The 17,335-nt window shown below is 59.1% G+C and carries 17 protein-coding genes and 1 pseudogene; 10 read left to right on the plus strand and 8 right to left on the minus strand.

Annotated elements, in window-relative coordinates; translation table 11 throughout:
- Positions 1-5: 5 nt before the first annotated feature.
- The 9 genes and pseudogenes from HZB23_15085 (at position 6) to HZB23_15125 (ending at position 8,777) form a co-directional block, all read left to right on the plus strand.
- Positions 6-302, plus strand: coding sequence for a BrnT family toxin (locus HZB23_15085; GenBank protein MBI5845983.1), 297 nt, complete (start codon positions 6-8; stop codon positions 300-302).
- Positions 268-465: pseudogene (locus HZB23_15090) on the plus strand (hypothetical protein). The gene HZB23_15085 and the pseudogene HZB23_15090 overlap by 35 nt, the downstream one beginning before the upstream one ends.
- A 238-nt stretch (positions 466-703) precedes the next feature.
- Positions 704-1,702, plus strand: coding sequence for a hypothetical protein (locus HZB23_15095; protein MBI5845984.1), 999 nt, complete (start codon positions 704-706; stop codon positions 1,700-1,702).
- Positions 1,703-1,861: 159 nt separating this feature from the next.
- Positions 1,862-2,674: a phosphate ABC transporter substrate-binding protein gene (locus tag HZB23_15100; GenBank protein MBI5845985.1), complete on the plus strand. Its 813-nt coding sequence runs from the start codon at positions 1,862-1,864 to the stop codon at positions 2,672-2,674.
- A 322-nt stretch (positions 2,675-2,996) separates the two neighbouring features.
- Positions 2,997-3,902 carry a phosphate ABC transporter permease subunit PstC gene (gene pstC / locus HZB23_15105; GenBank protein MBI5845986.1) on the plus strand — a complete coding sequence of 302 codons (906 nt, stop codon included), beginning with the start codon at positions 2,997-2,999 and terminating at the stop codon, positions 3,900-3,902.
- Positions 3,903-4,565: 663 nt separating this feature from the next.
- Positions 4,566-5,666 carry a phosphate ABC transporter ATP-binding protein gene (locus tag HZB23_15110; protein MBI5845987.1) on the plus strand — a complete coding sequence of 367 codons (1,101 nt, stop codon included), beginning with the start codon at positions 4,566-4,568 and terminating at the stop codon, positions 5,664-5,666.
- A 316-nt stretch (positions 5,667-5,982) separates the two neighbouring features.
- Complete coding sequence (gene phoU, locus HZB23_15115; GenBank protein ID MBI5845988.1) at positions 5,983-6,675, plus strand: phosphate signaling complex protein PhoU; 693 nt, start codon at positions 5,983-5,985, stop codon at positions 6,673-6,675.
- Between the two features lie 372 nt (positions 6,676-7,047).
- Positions 7,048-7,785, plus strand: coding sequence for a hypothetical protein (locus HZB23_15120; GenBank protein ID MBI5845989.1), 738 nt, complete (start codon positions 7,048-7,050; stop codon positions 7,783-7,785).
- Complete coding sequence (locus HZB23_15125; GenBank protein ID MBI5845990.1) at positions 7,782-8,777, plus strand: electron transfer flavoprotein subunit alpha/FixB family protein; 996 nt, start codon at positions 7,782-7,784, stop codon at positions 8,775-8,777. The genes HZB23_15120 and HZB23_15125 overlap by 4 nt, the downstream gene beginning before the upstream one ends.
- Positions 8,778-8,800: 23 nt before the next feature.
- On the opposite strand, the gene HZB23_15130 is transcribed toward HZB23_15125, so the two are convergent.
- The 3 genes from HZB23_15130 to HZB23_15140 all read right to left on the minus strand — a co-directional run bounded on the left by HZB23_15130 (position 8,801) and on the right by HZB23_15140 (position 12,017).
- A complete protein-coding gene (locus tag HZB23_15130) occupies positions 8,801-9,745 on the minus strand; it encodes a GGDEF domain-containing protein (protein ID MBI5845991.1) in 945 nt (314 codons plus the stop codon).
- A 54-nt stretch (positions 9,746-9,799) separates the two neighbouring features.
- Positions 9,800-10,108 (minus strand): hypothetical protein, encoded by a 309-nt coding sequence (locus HZB23_15135; protein ID MBI5845992.1) that lies wholly within the window; start codon positions 10,106-10,108, stop codon positions 9,800-9,802.
- Positions 10,109-10,403: 295 nt separating this feature from the next.
- Entirely contained in the window at positions 10,404-12,017 is a 1,614-nt protein-coding gene (locus tag HZB23_15140; GenBank protein ID MBI5845993.1) for a protein kinase, read from the minus strand.
- A 104-nt stretch (positions 12,018-12,121) separates the two neighbouring features.
- Here HZB23_15140 and HZB23_15145 point away from each other — a divergent pair, with 104 nt between their 5' ends.
- Complete coding sequence (locus tag HZB23_15145) at positions 12,122-13,045, plus strand: glycosyltransferase family 2 protein (protein MBI5845994.1); 924 nt, start codon at positions 12,122-12,124, stop codon at positions 13,043-13,045.
- Positions 13,046-13,047: 2 nt separating this feature from the next.
- Here HZB23_15145 and HZB23_15150 read toward each other — a convergent pair whose 3' ends face one another.
- The 5 genes from HZB23_15150 to HZB23_15170 all read right to left on the minus strand — a co-directional run bounded on the left by HZB23_15150 (position 13,048) and on the right by HZB23_15170 (position 17,303).
- Positions 13,048-13,242, minus strand: a complete 195-nt coding sequence (locus HZB23_15150; GenBank protein ID MBI5845995.1) for a hypothetical protein — start codon at positions 13,240-13,242, stop codon at positions 13,048-13,050.
- Between the two features lie 52 nt (positions 13,243-13,294).
- Positions 13,295-14,785, minus strand: coding sequence for a hypothetical protein (locus tag HZB23_15155; protein MBI5845996.1), 1,491 nt, complete (start codon positions 14,783-14,785; stop codon positions 13,295-13,297).
- 128 nt (positions 14,786-14,913) lie between these two features.
- Positions 14,914-15,513, minus strand: coding sequence for a CBS domain-containing protein (locus HZB23_15160; GenBank protein MBI5845997.1), 600 nt, complete (start codon positions 15,511-15,513; stop codon positions 14,914-14,916).
- A gap of 149 nt (positions 15,514-15,662) precedes the next feature.
- A complete protein-coding gene (locus HZB23_15165) occupies positions 15,663-16,409 on the minus strand; it encodes a DUF4412 domain-containing protein (GenBank protein ID MBI5845998.1) in 747 nt (248 codons plus the stop codon).
- 273 nt (positions 16,410-16,682) lie between these two features.
- Positions 16,683-17,303, minus strand: a complete 621-nt coding sequence (locus HZB23_15170) for a DUF1318 domain-containing protein (protein MBI5845999.1) — start codon at positions 17,301-17,303, stop codon at positions 16,683-16,685.
- Positions 17,304-17,335: the final 32 nt, after the last annotated feature.

Here is a 17,335-nt window from a genome sequence, read left to right on the forward strand (position 1 = left end):
AGGAGATGGACATGTTCGAGTGGAACGAGGATAAGGCCAGGACCAACCTGAAAAAGCATGGAGTCAGCTTTCAGGAAGCTTTGGAAATTTTTGATGATGAGCTTTCCGTTACTTTTTCAGACCCGATGCATTCGGATGATGAAGACCGTTTCATAATTATCGGGTTGAGTTTTGGGGGCCGCCTGTTAATGGTGTCCCATGCGCATAGAGAAGAAAAAATTCGCATAATCAGCGCAAGAGAACCAACTAAAAAAGAACGCAGGGATTATGAAAACGACAGAAAAAAAAGACGAAGAAGATGAACTTCTTCCTGAGTATGACTTGAAACCGCTCCTTAAAAACGGGATTCAAGGCAAGTATGTGGAATTTTACCGCAAGGCCTACGGCACGGTGCGTCTGGACCCCGACGTGGCCCAGGCCTTTCCGACGGACGAGGATGTCAACAAGGCCCTGAGGATGCTCATCCACTGGGTCGAGATTGAGAAAAGAATTCGTCCGACCGCCGCCAGGCGCTCTCAAAAACGCGAGTCCCGCCAAACAAAGCTCATGGCGGGAGTGAGGAAAAGGCTGAAGCCAGCATAGGAAGATGTTTTCCCTCCGCTTCTTTCAGGGTTCCCCGTAACAATCCCCACATCCTTTTAATGCTCGAAAGGAATCTGAAGGCCGGTTGACCCGAAGCGCACGGGCGGTGTACAATTGCCTCATGAAGATCGTACTCCTGTTACTCACCATGATGGCCGTCATTTTCATCGGGCTCTTTACGCTGGAACCCGTCTCCCCGTCCGCAGACGCCCAGGCTGAAATGGTCGCAAAGCAGGCGTATCAGACCGCCCAGGCCTATTTTATGGAATGCGGGGGAACCAGGCTGGACAGGATGGCCCTCGTTACCCTTGGGCTCAATGCGCCTTCCGACATAAGCCTTGAAATCGAAAACGGCAGTCCTGACGGCTTAAGACTAAATGTGCATCACACCCACGGCGGGTTCATCCACAAGGTTGACGCCCAGGGCAACATCCGGTCAGTGCCTCGCGGAAGGCTGGCCCGCCTGATTGCCCGCTTCACGTATCCCGAAGAATCCGAGCCCCCCAAACTGTACGGGCCTTTCCCGTCTACCCGCTATCCCGACCCGGGCTCCGCAGCCCGTCTGGCGGCCCGCAACGCTTACAGCGCGGCGGAGTATTTTTTCTACTCCAACCCGGACAGGACATTGACCAGGGACGACCTTGGGGCCTGGTGCGGCAGACGGGATGACGGAGTCACCGTGGATATCCTGGACGGAAGAAGGCAAACCCTGCGGATACGGGCAAGGCATCCGGGAAGCGGCGCAGTCTGGGAGGTGAACTCGGACGGGCGGATAACCTCTCCGGCCCAGAAGGCCGAAGCATCGCTCGTGACGCCAAGCCGACCGTTTACGCCGTCAAGAATCGCCACGCCGGAGGCCGCCGACCAGGAGGCCCGCGAAACCGCCGCAAAGGTTTTTTCCCTTTCCAGGTCCTACCTTTCCGAATACAGGCCCGCCGCCGGGCTCAAGCTGGACGCCCTGAAACGGGCCTACCCCGCATATTCCATTCCTCCCGACGTCACGGTGGAGGTTTTGGACAGGCGGGAGGAGACCTTGAGGCTCAGGGTAAGCCACAGGCTGGGAAGCAAGGTCTTCGAGGTGGACCCCACCGGCCAGATCACGGCCCGGCCTCTTTCATAAAGATATTTTCGGTCCCGTTCACGGGCTGTTTGCCGCGCATAGTCAATTTCTCATGCCCCGCTCACACAATCCTAACAATTTATCGTCATCTTCCTTTTCGTAAACGGCGCGGTGAGTGTTCGCGCATACCACAGATAAACCTTACCGGAGGATTGACAGATGAAGAAGGCATTGGCGGCGATTCTGGCCCTGGCCATCGTAAGCCTTGGAACCACGGCTTTTGCTGGCTCCATCCGCATAGATGGCTCCACCACCGTTTTACCCATTGCCCAGATGTGCGTCGAGCAGTTCATGAAGGAAAACCCCGCTGTAAAGATCTCCGTTTCCGGCGGCGGCTCCGGCAACGGCATCAAGGCCATCATCGACGGCACCACCAACATAGCCGACGCTTCCCGCTTCATAAAGCAGGAGGAAGTGGCCCGCGCAGTGCAAAAGGGCCGCTACCCGGTGCCCTTCTGCGTGGCCTACGACTCCATCGTGCCCATAGTGCACCCCTCCAATCCCGTCGCCAACCTCACCCTTGCCCAGCTTAAGGACATCTATACGGGCAAGGTCACCAACTGGAAAGCCTTGGGCGGACCCGACAAGGGCATAGTGGTGGTGGGCCGTGAGACATCGAGCGGCACCTACGAGACCTGGGAAGAGAAGGTCATGAAGAAGGAGCGCGTCACCCCCGCCGCCCAGATGGTTGCCTCCTCCGGCGCACTGTTCCAGACCGTTGCAGGCAACAAGTACGCAATAGGCTACGACGGCATAGGCTACGTGAAAAAGGGCGTCAAAGCCCTAACGGTGAACGGGATCAAGGCCACCGCCGCCACCACCATCTCCGGCAAGTACCCCATCAGCCGCCCGCTTTTCATGTTCACCAACGACTGGCCCGAAGGCGACGTGCTTGATTTCATCAACTTTGTGCTGAACCCGAAAAAAGGCCAGCCGCTGGTCACCAAGGCGGGCTTCGTACCTCTTTACTAGGAGGCCGTCCACAAGCGCGAACTGCGGTGTCAGAGCAAAGCGGGCGGGTCGTCATGTACGGCAAGTACTATTCCTCCCCGCCCGCTTCACTCTTCCTTGCATTTCATCGCTTGTGGCCAGCCTCTGTCCGGGGCGGATCGAAAAGCAGGGAGTGTCGTGGCTGTCAGCCTCCGGCTGGAGCCAAATGAGCGCAAGGCCCTTCTTTCCTGGGAGCGCGGGCGTCCCGCCCGCATTGGACGGCAAAAGCGGGCGGGACGCCCGCGCTCCCAGGGTGAAACCACAGGCTCAATAGAGTTTCCAAGTATTTTCATCAGGTGAAAAAATGAAAAGAAAATCGATACTCTCGCGCCAGGCGCAGGAAAGCCTCATCCAGAAGATGTTTCTGGGTGTGGGCATGGTGTCCCTGGGGATTTTGGCCCTCATCATGATATTTTTGTTCATGGAAGGGCTTCCGATTTTCAAAACCGTGTCGGTAAAAGATTTCCTGTTCGGAAAATTCTGGTATCCCACAAGCGACCCGCCCGATTTCGGCATTCTTTCCATGATCGTGGGCTCCGGCGTGGTGACCCTGCTGTCCTCGCTCATGGCAGTGCCGCTGGGGGTCATGACCGCCATCTACCTTGCGGAAATCGCCGGGCCGAAAACGCGGGAAATCGTAAAACCCGTGGTTGAACTTCTGGCCGCCCTTCCCTCGGTGGTCATCGGCTTTTTCGGCATGGTGATCTTCGCGCCATTTTTGCAGGAGACCTTCGACGCGCCAACGGGCTTGAACCTCTTCAACGCGGCCCTCATGCTGGCCTTCATGGCGGTTCCCACCATAACGAGCCTTTCCGAAGACGCAATTTTCCGGGTTCCCCAAGATTTGAAGGAGGCATCCCTGGCCCTTGGTGCGACCCACTGGGAGACCCTCTACCGGGTGACCATTCCGTCCTCTCTTTCGGGCGTGTCAACGGCGGTGATCCTGGGAATGAGCCGGGCAATGGGCGAAACAATGGTGGTTCTCATGGTGGCGGGCGGCGCGGCCATGATTCCCACATCCATCTTCTCTCCGGTCAGGCCCATGCCCTCAACCATTGCGGCGGAAATGGCCGAGGCGGCTTTCCGGGGAATCCATTATCACAGCCTTTTCGCCATCGGCATGGTGCTTTTCGTGTTCACGCTTCTGTTCAACATAGCGGCGGACTTCATCGCCCATCGCTATAAACAGACAGGCACCGCCACCTTATAGCGACCGGATGGAAAACGAAGGAAAAGGCATGGAAGAGGCCTTAGGAATAAAAATCGCCGGGGGTGACAGGGCAATGGACCTGGTTGAACCAAGGGGCGAATCCCGTAGCGGCGGCGGAGGACCGAACCGCGCTCGCGGAAAGCTCCGGCGCAGGGCGAGCCAGGCGGCGGCGTTCACGCTCTTTCGCGGGGCGGCGGCCATGAACGCGGCGGCGCTGTTCATCCTCGTCGGATTTCTCCTCATGAGAGGGGCCAGTGCCATTTCCTGGAGCTTTCTCACCGAAGCCCCCCGCGAGGCCATGACCGCCGGCGGGATACTCCCGTGCATCGTGGGTACAATCGTGCTTTCAATAGGGGCCATGATCGTGGCCTTTCCGCTTGGAGTGGCTTCCGGCATCTACCTTTCGGAATACGCAAGGCCCGGAAAAACGCTCCGCATGGTGCGCCTTGGCATCAACAACCTGGCGGGCGTTCCTTCAGTGGTGTTCGGCCTTTTCGGGCTCGCAGTGTTCGTCACCTGGATGAAATTGGGGGTAAGCATACTTTCCGGGGCGCTCACCCTGGGCATCCTGACCCTTCCGGTCATAATCTCCTCCACCGAAGAAGCCCTTCGCTCTGTTCCGGCAACCTACCGGGAGGCCTCTCTGGCCCTTGGGGGAACCCGCTGGCAGACCACCTTCAGGGTGGTGCTTCCGGCGGCCCTTCCGGGTGTGCTCACGGGCGGAATCCTTGGGCTTGCCAGGGCCGCCGGGGAAACCGCGCCCATAATGTTCACGGCGGCGGTCTTTTACTCGCCCAGCCTGCCCCACGGACTCATGGATCAGGTGATGGCGCTTCCCTATCACATTTACGTTCTGGCCACGGCGGGAACCAACATAGAGGAAACGCGGCACCTCCAGTACGGAACGGCCCTGGTCCTCATCGCCCTGGTTTTCGGAATGAACCTTGTGGCCATTGTTTATCGCTCGTATCTGAGAAAAAAAAGGTAGCACCGGAGGAACGAGTGTCGGACCAGCAAAAAATCGCAATCAATTCCATGAGCTTTTATTACGGAGCTTCCCAGGCCCTTTTCGATATAAACCTGGATGTTGCCGAAAACCGGGTGACCGCTCTCATAGGCCCCTCCGGCTGCGGCAAGAGCACCCTTTTGCGGTGCCTTAACCGCATGAACGACCTGATACCCTCTTCCCGCGTGGAAGGCTCCATACTTCTGGACGGCGAAGACATCAACGCCCCCAAGGTAGACGTGGTGGACCTTCGCCGCCGGGTGGGGATGGTCTTTCAGAAGCCCAACCCCTTTCCCAAGACCATTTTCGAGAACACCGCCTACGGACTTAGGGTGAACGGCGAGCGCGACAAGGCGGCCATAGCAGCCCGGGTGGAGGAAAGCCTTAAACAGTCGGCCCTCTGGGACGAGGTGAAGGACCGCCTGCACCAGTCGGCCCTTGGGCTTTCGGGCGGCCAGCAGCAAAGGCTCTGCATCGCCCGCGCCCTTGCGGTGCAGCCTGAGGTTATTCTGATGGATGAGCCTGCCTCGGCCCTGGACCCCATCGCAACCCATAAAATTGAAGAACTCATCCACGAGTTGAAGACCCTCTATACTATTGTTATCGTAACGCATTCCATGCAGCAGGCGGCGCGGGTTTCAGACACCACGGCCTTCCTTTACATGGGGCGGCTCATAGAGGTGGGGGCGACGCAGCTTCTGTTCACCCGCCCCAAGGAGAAGAAGACCGAAGATTACATTACCGGCCGTTTTGGATAACTGAAAACGCGATCTGCTGTGTTGCGCGTCGTCTCATGCTCGGTCACGTACAAAAGCGTACGCTCCCTCGCCTGAGACTCGCGCGCCTTGCAGCTCATCGTTTTCAGCAATCCAAAATCGCAGTAGTAAACGAGGGATGCACTATTTGAAGGTCTTGCATTTCATCGTTTTCTGACGGCCTGTCCCGTGGTTTGATTTAAGCGGGTAGTTAACGCAGAGACGAAAAAGATAGGCCGTAGGTTGGGTGGTTTAAGCCCAAGGGCAGGTTCACCCAACATCCTTAAATTTTTGGGTGATTTTTAAAAAGGACCACACCATGATCGGACATCTGGAGCGGGAACTGGAAAAACTGAAAAAACAAATCCTCGCACTGGGCGCTCTGGCCGAGAGCAGGGTTGAAGCGGCGGTGAAGGCCGTGGAGGATTTGGACGAAAAGGCCGCCGAGTGGATAATAACTGCCGATCACGAGGTGGACGAAAAGGAGGTGGAGGTGGAGGAGGAGTGCTTAAAGCTCCTTGCCCTCTACCAGCCCGTGGCGGTTGACCTGCGTTTCATCGCGGTGGTGATAAAGATCAACAACGATCTTGAGCGCATAGCCGACGAGGCCGTCAACATGGCCCGCAGGGTTAAGGACATAAGGCGGCTTCCGTCGCCTCCGGCCAACGGGCGCACCACGGCCTTCGACGTGCGCGAAATGGGCGAAAAGACCCTGGTTATGCTGAAAAAAAGCCTGGACGCCCTGGTTCATCTCGATACCGACCTCGCCTACATGGTGCTTTTCCGGGACGACGAGGTGGACGACCTGTATAAAAAGGCCTCGACCGCCCTTCAGGACGCCATAAGCCGGGACCCCGAACAGGTTGGCCTGTGGCTGAACCTTCTGTTCGCGGCCCGCCACCTGGAACGCATAGGCGACCACGCCACCAACATAGCCGAGGAGGTCATCTACCTCGTCCAGGGCCAGACCGTGCGCCACATGGACGTGAAGAGCCTGAAGGGCGTCAAGTAGTTTCATTTGAAAATATGGCTCTGAACTATTCTCAGCTTTTTAATGCAGGCAAAACGAAACCAGAAAAGCCCCGCACTACGTCATTCCGGCGTAGGCCGGAATCCAGTTTTTGTCCTTTGCAGGCTTTTTCTGGACCCCGGCTTCCGCCGGGGTGACGATCCTTGAAACGCTTCGACTTTTCTATAAATGCCCGGCGACTAAGCTGAAAATAGTATAGAGGCACATCTGAAAATGGGTTCGGATAAAAGGGGGAGGCCGGGTCAACCGGTTTCCCCCTTTTGCCGTTTTGGGGTGTTGACCGCAAAAGCGAAAAACCTGTAGGATGGCGGCGGATAAGGCCGGTTTTGTTCAACTTCATTAAAGCGGGTTAACGTGAATATCAACGTATGCTTAAAAATGGTCAGGGATGCCGACGGAAAGCCCGTAATGGACGCCTCCGGCTCCTACGCCCTGGAAGAAGCGCTAAGGCTAAAGGATTGCCTGGGGGCGCACGTAACGGCCTTCTGCCTTGGGCCTGACGAGGCCGGTCCGGTTCTTGTGCGGGCGCTGGCAATGGGGGCGGATGAGGCCCGGCATATCGTGTGCAGAGGCCCGGAGCAGCCTTCGGGCCTTGTTCTCGCAAGCGCCCTGGCGAACGCCCTCCGCATGGAATCCGAAGATAGCAGGGCCTTTGACCTGATTCTGTGCGGGGCGGCCTCCGAGGACAACGGAAGCGGCCGCACCGGCCCCATGCTGGCGGGCATCCTCGATCTGCCGCTGGCGGGCTGCGCTGTTGAACTGGCCCCCTGCCCCGAAAAGGGCGTGGTTACGGTCACCCGCGAGATCGAGTCCGGGCGGAGGCTCGCTCTTGAAATAAGGCTCCCTGCCGTGCTCACCATCCAGACAACCACGCGCCAGCCCCGGTATCCGAGCCTTTCCAACCTTCTTCGGGCCAACCGGGCGACCGTTCCGGCCATTGATTTAAGCCGCCTGCCGGAAGTGCGCCCCACCGAAACCCTTTTGTCGGAAGAAGCCCCTTGCGCGGTTTCACGGGTGGAGATGCTTTCCGGGACCACGGCGGAGAAAGCGGCCCTGCTTTTCAAGATGCTTGCCGACAGGGGGATGATGTGAAAGAGTCTGCGAAAGCGGAATTTCTGATTGTTGCGGCGGCGGGCGCAAAGGGCCTGGAAGAAAGCGCCAAGGACGCCGTGGGCCTGGCCCTGGCCCTGGGGGCGAGGCCCGAAAACGCGATTTTCCTGGTGGCGGGCGAGGAGCCGGACAAGGCGGCGGAAACGGCGTCCGCAAGGTTCGGCCTGCCGGTGCTGGCTTTGAGCGGCGCGGGCCTTGTTCAGGCTCTCTGCGATGTGTTCACGGCGGCCATCGCTTCCGTGGCCTTGCGCGTAAAACCTCGGTTCATACTTTTGTCCCACACCATAAGCAACATGGACGCTGCCCCGCTTCTTTCGATCAAACTGGCAGCAGCATGCATAACCGGCGTAACAAGCGTGGAAGAGGGCGCATCCGGCCCGGTTTTCGTGCGGCCCACGGCAAGCGGAAAGCTACTTCAGCGAATCTCGGTCAACTCCTCCTGCGCCGTGCTAACAGCCCTTCCGGGCGGTTTTCCGGTTCCCGAAGCCCCGCCTTTTGCGCCCGGTGAAATCACCACCGAAAATGTTGAAATCACCGATTCCGGGATGCGGCTTCTTGAAGAACTCGCCCCGGCCCTGGCGGACATGGGCCTTTCGGTGGCGGACGTTGTGGTGGCGGCTGGCCGTGGGATCGGCTGCCCGGAAAATTTAGAGCTGATCGAGCGCCTTGCCGCCCTCTTTCCCCGCTCGGCTGTGGCGGGAAGCCGCCCGGTGTGCGACGCGGGATGGCTTCCGGCAAACCGCCAGGTGGGGGTTACGGGGGCCACGGTGTCGCCCAAACTCTACATCGCCTGCGGGATTTCCGGGGTTTTCCAGCACGTGGCGGGCATGTCCGGGTCGAACCTGATAGTGGCCATAAACAAGGACCCCTGCGCGCCCATATTCTCCGTGGCACACATAGGTGTTGCCGAAGACCTTGCGGCCTTCATACCGGCCTTTCTGGAAGAGGTGGAAAAGGTCCGCCCGGCCTCCTGAAACAGGGGACCGGACGCTTTCACTCACCTGCCCCTGACGGGGGGCTTTTTTCCGCCGCGCATGGCCGACACCGCTTTTTCCAGGGCGTCCCGAAGGGTTCCGGCGTATTCCGGGGCAAGGCGGATCGCGCCCGTTGAAAGAGCCATGCGGTAGGTTTTGAAGGAGCTTCTGTTGAAGGCGTCCAGATTTTCCTCAAGGGCCTTTTTATACACGTTTTCGGTGAGATAGGCGGTCTCAACCGCGAGCACGGCGAATTCGCCGCCGCTAAGCCTCGCAACAACGCTCTGGCCGCCGAAGGTTTTGCGCAAAATGTCGCTTACGGCCACCAGGGCCATGGAGCCTTCCACGTGGCCGTACTGCTCGTTTATGCGGGCCAGTTCCGAAAGGCTCACTGTGAAGACCAGGTTGGCCAGCCTGCGTTTTTTGGCGGCCTCGATCATCTCAGAGGCCAGGGCGAAGAAGCCGCGTTCGTTGGGAAGCCCGGTAAGCTCGTCTGTTACGGCCATTTCCTTCAATTTGCCCAGTTCCACCGAGCAGGTTTCCTTTTCCTGCTTCACCGCGCTTAGGGTGAGGAAGCTTTCCTTGTAGCCCTGGAGCGCCGCGAAAAGCTCGGAGTCGCCCGGCTCGCGGCGGATGACCAGGAGTTTGGTTCGCGGAAGCCTTACTGCGGTGGCCAGGAAATAATGCACCACCCCTGTTGGCTCGATCTTGGTCCACCAGCCGCTTTTGAGCACCACCGGAAAGCCGCTTTCCGCCGCCCACACCCCTGCCGCCTCGTCGATGAAGGCTTCCAGGAAGGGCGACATCTGCCAGGCGTTGAAGGCCGTCTTTTCAAGGGAGCATTCCGGGCAGAAGCCGGTGAACCAATCGGGCGCTGCCCCCACCGGATGGAAGGTCCCCTCCGGCCCCATCGCCAGCACCACCATGCCCAAGGCCCCGAAAAGACTGGATGTTTGCGATTCTTTCATTTGTCCTCACGGCAGCAAAGCCTCTAATACATCATGTTAATTGCCCCCCGCTTTTCAGCGGAAAATAAATGAGCAGATATAGCGGAAACAGGCTGCTGCAGGTAGTCCAACAAGTACAATTTCAACGAGCTGCAGCCTTGGACGAGGATTTTTGACTTTCATCCAAGCAGCTATGCCTAACGACGCCCCTATGCCCGACAATATTCCGGCGAAAAAAAAGCTGATTTGCATTTCAGCCATGTATGGGAGTCCGCTTCGCACTCCAGCAGTCATCATTATGCTATACCGCCAATAGAAATAAAAGGCCGGAATAATATAAGCGGCAAGGCCGAAAACGATGGAAAGCAGGCGAAGCCGTTTCAAATTCCCGTCCCTTTATTTTCTTCCCATTGCCTGCAAGATGGCACCTCTTGTGCTTCGCACCCCGGCAACCAGTTGCCGGGGCCACCCACGAATATGCCCTCTGCGGGCGGGACGCCCGCGCTCCCAGGGTGACGGCACCATGGCCTTCCCGTATTCTCTTTTTCTTTAACTCTCCTTAACCCGTAAGGCTGGGCCAGGAGGGCTGAGGGCGATGAAATGCAAGGAAGGCGAGCGAGCGTACGCTTTTGTACGTGACCGAGCCGGGAGGCGATGCCTGACGCCGCAGCTCGCGCTCTCAGCCCTCCTGGTCCTGGAGGATGAGTTCGACGAGGGTCATAAAGGCCCTTGTGACGCCCACGCCCGTTTTCGCGCTGGTCCTTATTATGCTCCATCCGCTTTTTTCGAGTTCGGCAAGCTCCTTGCGCTCCACGGCCCATTGAAGGGTGAGGTCGGTCTTGGACACGGCGCAGACAAAGGGCTTGGGGCCGATGGCCCGGTCAAGGGCGTCCTTGGTCATTCTGGCGGATTGCAGGGATTCGGCCCTGGTGCAGTCCACCACCAGGATTGCGCCGTCCAGGTTTTTGGCCTTGTCCGGGGTGAATCCGTGGACAGGGTCCGGGCCGGAGAAATCCCAGAGGGTGAGCGCAAGGCTTTTGCCCTCGAAGTTCACGGGCTTTTTTTCCACCATCACGCCCACGGTGGGCAGGTATTCGCCGGAAAAGAGGTTTTCGGTGTAGCGCCTTAGGATGCTGGTCTTGCCCGCGCCCACGTCGCCGAAGATGCCTATGTTTTTTCGGATCGCGGAAGGGATAACCGGGGCCTTTGTGATGAGCCGGGATTTTACGGTGACGGCGGTTTCCGGGCCGGGGGCGGCAAGAGGGCGCGAGTCGGATTCCGGTTCCGGCTCATCGAATTCCGGGCCGATTTTGGAAAGGGAGTCAGCGCCCATAACGTCGCGCAGGAGGGCCTCCTCGGAGGGGATCACGTCTCCGAAAAGCTCTTTCATGTAGCGGGCGAGCCCCCTTGACGAGGGCCGGAAGGCGAGTTCCCAGATTACGTCCTCAATGTCGGCCAGCATCAGTCCGCAGGAGTCGTAGCGAAGGGACATGTCGCGGGCCAGGGCGGTTTTCACCACAAGGCCGAGCTTGGGGTGAAGGCCGGGCACAAGGTCGGACAGGGGGGTGAACTGCGCGTTCCGGGCCTTTTCCAGGATTTCCATGGTTTCGCCCGAATAGAGCCTTTGGCCCGAAAGAAGCTCGTAGAGGATGGCGCCCACGGCGAAGATGTCGGAGCGGTGGTCCACTGCGGCCCCGTAGGCCTGCTCCGGCGACATGTAGGCCAGCTTGCCTTTTATGACGCCGTACTGGGTGGTGTTCACCTGGCTTTTGGCCTTGGCCACGCCGAAATCGATAACCTTCACCTGGCCGTTGTAGGTGATAAAGATGTTCTGGGGGCTGATGTCTCGGTGCACCACACCAAGGGGAGCGCCGGAAAAGTCGGATAGCTCGTGGGCGTATTCCAGGCCGATCAGGACCTGGGAAATCACGAAGAGGACGTTGACGAGGCTCATGGGCAGGGAAATTTCGGAGGCCCGGTCGGTTGCAAGGCGCAGGTTTTTTCCGAAAAGGTACTCCATTGCTATGAAGTAGTCATCGCCCATGCGCCCGAAATCGTAGGTGCGCACTATGTTGTCGTGCTGGAGAAAGGCCGCCAGGCGCGCTTCGGAGATGAAGGCTTCGATGAGGTTTTTTTCGCCCACAAGGTGAGGCAGGATTTTCTTGATGGCGATGATTTTCTCGAAGCCCTCGTCGCCGGTCATCTTGGCCCGGAAAAGCTCGGCCATGCCGCCCACGCCGATGGGGTCCAGGAGAAGGTATTTTCCGAAATTCTTGGGAGTGACGCCGGGCATGGCTCGACCTTTTGGGTGTGGCCCCGAATGGGGAGGCGTGAAAGAATATAATTTTTCTTGGATAGCTTATGGCATATCCGGGCGTCTTGTGCAAGAATGGAGGCATGCCTGAAAAATGCGACCCAAGCTCACCCGTCACCGTAACGGTGGCCGTCTGCACAAGAAACCGAGCCCGAAGTCTGAAAAGGGCCTTGGAATCGGTGCTGAATCAGGCTGCGGACGCGCCGGGGCTGGAAATCCTGGTGGTGGACAACGGGGATGACGGTGAAACCGGCAGGGTGGCGAAATCCCTGGGAGCTCGCGCGGAAGGACTGCGCCTTGTGCGTGAGCCGGAACCCGGGCTTTCGGCGGCCAGGAACCGGGCGTGGCGGGAGGCTTCGGGGCGATGGATCGTTTACATCGACGACGACGCGGAGCTTGTTCCGGGCTATCTCGCGGCCCTTTCGCGCCTTCTGGCCGAGGAGGGAGACCGGGCCGGAGCCGTTGGCGGGCCGATTGCGGTGGGATGGGAAAACAACGCGCCCGGCTGGTACGAGAAGGGCCTGGCCCCCTGGCTGAACAGCCTGAACTTAGGGCCGGCGCGGCGGCGCATCCGCTGGCCCGAAACCCTTTACGGGACCAACATGGCCTTTGACGCAAATGTATTGAAAAGCCTGGGAGGATTCAGGGGCGACCTTGGCCGCAAGGGCGCGGGGCTTATGGACGCCGAGGAGACGGAGCTTTTCATCCGCATGGAAAAGCTTGAGGACCGCCCGGTGATCTATGACCCGGCGCTCAAAGTCATCCACTTCATGACTGAAGAAAGGCTTTCCCCGGGCTTTTTCATCAAAAAGGCCCGCTGGCACGGAAAGAGCCTTGCGGCCCTGGAAAGGCTTCATCCCGATAAAATACGGGGGCTTGGAAACGCGCTATGGGTGCTGGCGTCCTCTTGTTTCCGCGCTGTTACAGGAAGGGGCCGGGGGCCCCTCACCGAGCGGGTTTTAAGGGCGTCCGCCGCAGGGTATCTTTATGGGAGGTTTTTGCGCTGATCCTATGAAAGCCCCATCTCCCTCTCCAGGCGTTCTATTTCCATTTCCGCGATTTTCCGGTCCTGGTCGCTTGTGGAAGGATCGCTCCTTCTTTTGCGGAGGGAGGCCAGAAGCATCTCCGCGCGGTAGTCGGAGCAGGTGTAGCGGGGGGCGTCGCCGGGTTTTGAGGCCTCGTCGTTTTTCGTCGTGTAAGCCATCCTTAAAATCGAATCCTTTCCGTTTCATATCCTTTTCATAAAGAAGATTCCGTTATGGAATCAGCCTGTTGTATCCGGTTTCCGGGTCGTGTTTCACCTTCATGGTCGTTCCGATCAGCTCGGTTTTCTCCCACGAATCAAGGTCAACGTCAGCTCTTTCCGCGCGGGCGAAGGCCCTTCTTCCATCCTTTAGCCTCCCAAGGGCGGTGGCGTGTTCGGCCTCGCCGGTCCTGTCGTGGAGCACCACCAGGGATTCCACCAGAAGATCGCCCTCGGCCTTTTCCACGGCGTCTGGAAGGGCCGAATCGTCGATCATGCCCTGGGCGCAGGCGTTGTCGGGGGCGGTCCAGCCGTCTTTTAGGGGTTCTCCGCCGTAGATTCCAACGGCCCAGCGGGTGTTGTACCAGCCAAGTGAGGTGACAAGGGCGAGGCTTTTCCGGTCGGCCCTTATGCGCTCCGTGGCCTCGGCCACCGCGTGCAGGCTGTAGTTGTTGCCGGGGCCGCCGAAATAGGGGAGGCCGCCTGTGAGGCTTATGGGCCTTGGGTCATCGGGGGACACCCCAAGCTCCAGCATGGCCGCTTCCACGGCCCAGGGAAAGCAGGAGTAGAAATCGAAATGGGCGATGTCGCCGATTCCGCATCCCGCGCCGGAAAAGGCCAGTTTGGCGGCTGCGTCCAGGGCCGGGGCGTCGTGGAGAAGGGGCCTTTTGCTTACCATGCGCACGTTTTGGAGGGCCGCGCCGGAAAGGGGATAGACCAGCCGGTCGGAGGAAATCCCAAGGGAGCGGGCGGTTTCATCGCTCATTAAAAGCACCGCAGCAGCCTGATCCACGAAGATGTTGGCGTTCATGCGAAGGGTGTAGGGGTGGCCCACCATGCGGTTTTTAGGGCCGGGGATGGAAATTTCACCGGCGGAAAGGGCGGCGCGGCTCCACGAGTACGGGTTTTGCGCGGCGATTTCCGAGAGCCTTTCGCAGATGCCGCCCATGTATCTGCGGTGGGTTTCGTGATCGTGGCCAAGGTGCGCCCGCATGGCGTTTTCGAAAAACGCGTAGGCGTAGGAGGGCGCGAAGATGCCGTTTCGCATCTCGTAGTCCGTGAAGGCGGGCGGCTCCGGGTCGAAGGGGTTTTCCTCCTTTTCCGGCCAGCCGAGATCCGCGCCCGAACGCTGAATCTGGCGCTCGGAAAAGGCCGCTTCCGCGCCGCAGATAAGAACCGCCCTCATCCTGCCTTCCCGAATGGCCGTGGCCGCCTTGAAAAGAAGGCCCTGGGGGGTGGTGCCGCCGATGGGCGCGTAGATGGTTTCCACCGGGGCCACCGAAAGCCTCCGGGCGAGGTCGCCGCACGGGTTCCTGTAGCCGTGGCTCATGGTGCGGACCATGAAAATTCCGTCGCACACGCTTTTCGCGTTCGGCCCGGCATCGTCAAAGGCCGCCAGGGAAACCGCAGCCATGAGGCTTAGGGGGTCTTTGGGATCGACGGTATCCGGCCCCTGTATGAGCTGGGCCGCGCCCGCGATGGCGGGAATTATAGATGAAGGCACTGGGGGAACCTCGCGGTTTTATGTTCCGGATTCTGACAGCCCGTGGGGACACAACAATTTTACAGGCTGATGAAAAACGATGAGCCGCAAGGCGCGCAACACAGCGGATCGCGTTTTAGGGCAGCCTGTCATTCCGCCACCTTGTAGCCCGCGTCGGCAAGGGCTTTCCGGGCCTCGGCGCTCCCCGCCGTTTCAAGCCGGAACACCCTTTTCGGCGAATCCGGTTTGGCGTCGGGAAGCCCTATGCTTATGATGTTGCCGCCCGCCCCGGTTATGATGGCGCAGGCGCGGCTCACCGCGTCGGGGCCGGGCCCGGTTTCAACAAGAAGGCGCACGCTCTGGGTGAGAAGGCCCATCATCTCGATGAAGGCCCCAAGTATGTCGATGACGGTGATGACGCCCGCCAGCCGCCCGTTGTCGTCAACAACCGGCATTCCGCCGATTTTTTTCTTGTGGATGAGCCGGGCCGCGTCCTCCACGTCGTCGTTCACGTGGGCGGTGAAGGGGTTTGAAATCATGAGGTCCTTCAAGTCGACGTCCGCAACCAGGCTCGGCAGGAAGCCCTGCTTGAGGTCCGCCAGGGTCAGGAAGCCCACCAGGCGGTTTTCCCGGTCCACCACCGGAAGATGCCTTATCGCGTTGTCCTTCATTATAGCGATGGCGTCGGCTATGGATGCGTTGCGGCGAATGCTTACGGGGTCGCTTGTCATTATCGATTTGACGCGCATTTCATTGCCTCCTTTGGAATTTGACCGGCCATACGCCCCCTTTTACACCGGCGCGAAAAAAAAGAAAAGGCCGGACGGGCCATAAGCCACATCCGGCTTTTTCATGCGCGGAAAGTTTTACGCTGTTCGCTGCGATCAGCTCCAGACGCCTACTTGGCCTTTTTTTTCGGGGGAGGCGGGGTGGAGCCGATCTGGCCCGGCATGTCGGATTTCCTGTAGCCTGCGGGCGGCTCGAAGAGCTTGGGGCTCTGGGTTCCCACCTTTATCTTGCGAAGGATGGTGGATGTGCCGTCGCTGGTCACGGTCTTGATGGGGGCTCCCAGGTCCTCGGCTATCCACACGGTGGAGACGATATCCCTTTTCATCTGGGCCATGAATTTTTTCATCTGGGCGGCCTGGGGCCCCGGCATGGACTCCACCGCCTTCATCTGGTCGGCGATTTCCTTGCCCATGACATCGTCCATTTTAATGGTGAACTGCCACTTGGTGCAGGCCCATCCGTCCACCCTTTCGGTTCCCAGCTTCTTTTTGCCCACCGACTTGTCGAAGTCCTTCAGCATTGCCGGAAGCTCGTTCGGGTCCATGGGCATCACGGTGTAGGTTTTGGAGAGGTGGTCCACCACGTAGACGAGTTTCTTGTCCAGGCGTACGATGGTGGTGTTGTTCCCCTCGTCCCAGCGGGACATGGTCTTGGCCATGAAGACCTTGGCGATCTGGGTTCTGGGCACCATGGAGGTGTCCATGCCGGGCATGACGCCGGGGTTTTTCGTGGGATCAGTGGTTATGACCTCCTCCGCCGAAAATTCCTTTTTGAGCATGTTGGGGCCGAAGGCGAAGACCACTGACGGAATCAAAAGCAGGGCCGCCACAAGGTAAAAAACCGACTTTTGCTTCATGGAAAAAGATCTCCAGTCTTATTGAGCGTTGAAAAGAATGAGTATTGATTCCCGGTTTTATCCGGTCACGAAAACAACCCGCCCGCCAGGGCCGGTCATGAAAAATCAGCACCCGACCAAGGCCGGACACGAAAATTCGCCACCCCGCGAGGGCGATTGAGAACGATGAGCTGCAAGGAAGGCGAGCGGCGCGGGAAGGAATAGTACTTTTCGTACATTCCGACCCGCGCCGTGACGCCTGACACAGCAGATCGCGTTCTCAGACGCCCGCCGCTATTTCTTCTTCCAGGAGCCGGAGGGGTCCTGAATATACCACCCCGCCGGGGCCTTTCCCTGCCATTCCTTGGCGAAAACGTCGTTAACCTTCCCGGCCTGGGCGGGGTCGATGCCGAGCGCTCCGGCGACTTCCTGGTAGAGCTTGGTGCGGGCCTGGTTGTCGCCGTCGATGAGGCGTTTCAGTTCCCCTACCTCCTTGAGGCCCAGGCCTTCGGGGCCCTTAAAGACCAGGAGCCCGTCTTTGCCTATTCCCACCCGGCCCGCGTCGTAATGGGCGGCGAGCTTGGCGTGGTTGGCGGTTATCTGGTCTTTAAGCGCGCGGATGTTGGCGTTGGAAACCGTGGTGGCGTCGTCTGCCCAGGCGCTCTTGGGGGAGATGATGTCAAGAAGGGCGACTACCGCGCGTTTTCCGAGCGATGACGAGGGCTTGGGGGCCTCTGCCGCAGGCTGGGCATCCTTGGCCGGTGTTCCGGCGGCCTTGGTTCCGTAAACCTCGTCGACGATTTCCTCTGCGGCCTTCTGGACCTTGGCCGCCGGAAAATAGATGTTCACCGTCACACAGGCCGCTATGAAGCCCACGGCCATGCTTAAGGCCAGAAATTTGTTCCATTGGGACATGACACATCCTCCTTGAAGTTGGCGCTGATTTT

Source organism: Deltaproteobacteria bacterium, from assembly GCA_016235345.1.
Lineage (GTDB): Bacteria > Desulfobacterota > Desulfobacteria > Desulfobacterales > Desulfatibacillaceae > JACRLG01.

What these genes read in the sequence shown, in the direction of transcription:
- HZB23_15085 (MBI5845983.1), top strand. Translation starts at nt 6, where the DNA reads ATGGACATGTTCGAGTGGAACGAGGATAAGGCCAGGACCAACCTGAAA.
- HZB23_15095 (MBI5845984.1), top strand. Translation starts at nt 704, where the DNA reads ATGAAGATCGTACTCCTGTTACTCACCATGATGGCCGTCATTTTCATC.
- HZB23_15100 (MBI5845985.1), top strand. Translation starts at nt 1,862, where the DNA reads ATGAAGAAGGCATTGGCGGCGATTCTGGCCCTGGCCATCGTAAGCCTT.
- pstC (MBI5845986.1), top strand. Translation starts at nt 2,997, where the DNA reads ATGAAAAGAAAATCGATACTCTCGCGCCAGGCGCAGGAAAGCCTCATC.
- phoU (MBI5845988.1), top strand. Translation starts at nt 5,983, where the DNA reads ATGATCGGACATCTGGAGCGGGAACTGGAAAAACTGAAAAAACAAATC.
- HZB23_15130 (MBI5845991.1), bottom strand. Translation starts at nt 9,745, where the DNA reads ATGAAAGAATCGCAAACATCCAGTCTTTTCGGGGCCTTGGGCATGGTG.
- HZB23_15140 (MBI5845993.1), bottom strand. Translation starts at nt 12,017, where the DNA reads ATGCCCGGCGTCACTCCCAAGAATTTCGGAAAATACCTTCTCCTGGAC.
- HZB23_15145 (MBI5845994.1), top strand. Translation starts at nt 12,122, where the DNA reads ATGCCTGAAAAATGCGACCCAAGCTCACCCGTCACCGTAACGGTGGCC.
- HZB23_15150 (MBI5845995.1), bottom strand. Translation starts at nt 13,242, where the DNA reads ATGGCTTACACGACGAAAAACGACGAGGCCTCAAAACCCGGCGACGCC.
- HZB23_15160 (MBI5845997.1), bottom strand. Translation starts at nt 15,513, where the DNA reads ATGCGCGTCAAATCGATAATGACAAGCGACCCCGTAAGCATTCGCCGC.
- HZB23_15165 (MBI5845998.1), bottom strand. Translation starts at nt 16,409, where the DNA reads ATGAAGCAAAAGTCGGTTTTTTACCTTGTGGCGGCCCTGCTTTTGATT.
- HZB23_15170 (MBI5845999.1), bottom strand. Translation starts at nt 17,303, where the DNA reads ATGTCCCAATGGAACAAATTTCTGGCCTTAAGCATGGCCGTGGGCTTC.